Source organism: Pseudomonas sp. JAI115, assembly GCF_014200835.1.
Lineage (GTDB): Bacteria > Pseudomonadota > Gammaproteobacteria > Pseudomonadales > Pseudomonadaceae > Aquipseudomonas > Aquipseudomonas putida_A.
This window is the reverse complement of record NZ_JACHCY010000030.1, coordinates 1-3,301: the sequence shown is the minus strand read 5'-3', so window position 1 is coordinate 3,301 and position 3,301 is coordinate 1. Positions and strand designations below refer to the sequence as shown.

Here is a 3,301-nt window from a genome sequence, read left to right as displayed (position 1 = left end):
GAATCGTTCTTTAAAAATTTGGGTATGTGATAGAAAGATAGACTGAACGTTACTTTCACTGGTAACGGATCAGGCTAAGGTAAAATTTGTGAGTGACTCTTAAGAGTTTTGCGAATTTTCGGCGAATGTCGTCTTCACAGTATAACCAGATTGCTTGGGGTTATATGGTCAAGTGAAGAAGCGCATACGGTGGATGCCTTGGCAGTCAGAGGCGATGAAAGACGTGGTAGCCTGCGAAAAGCTTCGGGGAGTCGGCAAACAGACTTTGATCCGGAGATGTCTGAATGGGGGAACCCAGCCATCACAAGATGGTTATCTTGTACTGAATACATAGGTGCAAGAGGCGAACCAGGGGAACTGAAACATCTAAGTACCCTGAGGAAAAGAAATCAACCGAGATTCCCTTAGTAGTGGCGAGCGAACGGGGACTAGCCCTTAAGTGGCTTTGAGATTAGCGGAACGCTCTGGAAAGTGCGGCCATAGTGGGTGATAGCCCTGTACGCGAAAGTCTCTTAGTCATGAAATCGAGTAGGACGGAGCACGAGAAACTTTGTCTGAATATGGGGGGACCATCCTCCAAGGCTAAATACTACTGACTGACCGATAGTGAACTAGTACCGTGAGGGAAAGGCGAAAAGAACCCCGGAGAGGGGAGTGAAATAGATCCTGAAACCGTATGCGTACAAGCAGTGGGAGCCCACTTTGTTGGGTGACTGCGTACCTTTTGTATAATGGGTCAGCGACTTATTTTCAGTGGCGAGCTTAACCGAATAGGGGAGGCGTAGCGAAAGCGAGTCTTAATAGGGCGTCTAGTCGCTGGGAATAGACCCGAAACCGGGCGATCTATCCATGGGCAGGTTGAAGGTTAGGTAACACTGACTGGAGGACCGAACCGACTACCGTTGAAAAGTTAGCGGATGACCTGTGGATCGGAGTGAAAGGCTAATCAAGCTCGGAGATAGCTGGTTCTCCTCGAAAGCTATTTAGGTAGCGCCTCATGTATCACTGTAGGGGGTAGAGCACTGTTTCGGCTAGGGGGTCATCCCGACTTACCAAACCGATGCAAACTCCGAATACCTACAAGTGCCGAGCATGGGAGACACACGGCGGGTGCTAACGTCCGTCGTGAAAAGGGAAACAACCCAGACCGTCAGCTAAGGTCCCAAAGTTATGGTTAAGTGGGAAACGATGTGGGAAGGCTTAGACAGCTAGGAGGTTGGCTTAGAAGCAGCCACCCTTTAAAGAAAGCGTAATAGCTCACTAGTCGAGTCGGCCTGCGCGGAAGATGTAACGGGGCTCAAACCATACACCGAAGCTACGGGTATCACGCAAGTGATGCGGTAGAGGAGCGTTCTGTAAGCCTGTGAAGGTGAGTTGAGAAGCTTGCTGGAGGTATCAGAAGTGCGAATGCTGACATGAGTAACGACAATGGGTGTGAAAAACACCCACGCCGAAAGACCAAGGTTTCCTGCGCAACGTTAATCGACGCAGGGTTAGTCGGTCCCTAAGGCGAGGCTGAAAAGCGTAGTCGATGGAAAACAGGTTAATATTCCTGTACTTCTGGTTATTGCGATGGAGGGACGGAGAAGGCTAGGCCAGCTTGGCGTTGGTTGTCCAAGTTTAAGGTGGTAGGCTGAGATCTTAGGTAAATCCGGGATCTTAAGGCCGAGAGCTGATGACGAGTTACCCTTTGGGTGACGAAGTGGTTGATGCCATGCTTCCAAGAAAAGCTTCTAAGCTTCAGATAACCAGGAACCGTACCCCAAACCGACACAGGTGGTTGGGTAGAGAATACCAAGGCGCTTGAGAGAACTCGGGTGAAGGAACTAGGCAAAATGGCACCGTAACTTCGGGAGAAGGTGCGCCGGTGAGGGTGAAGGACTTGCTCCGTAAGCTCATGCCGGTCGAAGATACCAGGCCGCTGCGACTGTTTATTAAAAACACAGCACTCTGCAAACACGAAAGTGGACGTATAGGGTGTGACGCCTGCCCGGTGCCGGAAGGTTAATTGATGGGGTTAGCTAACGCGAAGCTCTTGATCGAAGCCCCGGTAAACGGCGGCCGTAACTATAACGGTCCTAAGGTAGCGAAATTCCTTGTCGGGTAAGTTCCGACCTGCACGAATGGCGTAACGATGGCGGCGCTGTCTCCACCCGAGACTCAGTGAAATTGAAATCGCTGTGAAGATGCAGTGTATCCGCGGCTAGACGGAAAGACCCCGTGAACCTTTACTATAGCTTTGCACTGGACTTTGAATTTGCTTGTGTAGGATAGGTGGGAGGCTTTGAAGCGTGGACGCCAGTTCGCGTGGAGCCATCCTTGAAATACCACCCTGGCAACTTTGAGGTTCTAACTCAGGTCCGTTATCCGGATCGAGGACAGTGTATGGTGGGTAGTTTGACTGGGGCGGTCTCCTCCTAAAGAGTAACGGAGGAGTACGAAGGTGCGCTCAGACCGGTCGGAAATCGGTCGTAGAGTATAAAGGCAAAAGCGCGCTTGACTGCGAGACAGACACGTCGAGCAGGTACGAAAGTAGGTCTTAGTGATCCGGTGGTTCTGTATGGAAGGGCCATCGCTCAACGGATAAAAGGTACTCCGGGGATAACAGGCTGATACCGCCCAAGAGTTCATATCGACGGCGGTGTTTGGCACCTCGATGTCGGCTCATCACATCCTGGGGCTGAAGCCGGTCCCAAGGGTATGGCTGTTCGCCATTTAAAGTGGTACGCGAGCTGGGTTTAGAACGTCGTGAGACAGTTCGGTCCCTATCTGCCGTGGACGTTTGAGATTTGAGAGGGGCTGCTCCTAGTACGAGAGGACCGGAGTGGACGAACCTCTGGTGTTCCGGTTGTCACGCCAGTGGCATTGCCGGGTAGCTATGTTCGGGAAAGATAACCGCTGAAAGCATCTAAGCGGGAAACTTGCCTCAAGATGAGATCTCACTGGAACCTTGAGTTCCCTGAAGGGCCGTCGAAGACTACGACGTTGATAGGTTGGGTGTGTAAGCGCTGTGAGGCGTTGAGCTAACCAATACTAATTGCCCGTGAGGCTTGACCATATAACACCCAAGCAATCTGAATGCTCGAAAGAGACCAGATTGCGGTGTGTGAAGACGCAATGAACCGAAAGTTCGCGATGCTCACAAAACACCTGTATCACATACCCGATTTGCTGAAGCGAGGCCAACCGGTCACGAGTCAGTACCCGAATTTCTTGACGACCATAGAGCGTTGGAACCACCTGATCCCATCCCGAACTCAGAAGTGAAACGATGCATCGCCGATGGTAGTGTGGGGTTTCC

At 51.3% G+C, this 3,301-nt stretch carries 2 rRNA genes; both read left to right on the top strand.

From position 1 onward, the window contains the following. Window positions 1-166 precede the first annotated feature (166 nt). Window positions 167-3,058, top strand: a 23S ribosomal RNA gene (locus tag HDC30_RS28890). Window positions 3,059-3,212: 154 nt separating this feature from the next. After that, a 5S ribosomal RNA gene (gene rrf / locus HDC30_RS28885) occupies window positions 3,213-3,301 on the top strand; the annotation flags it as partial.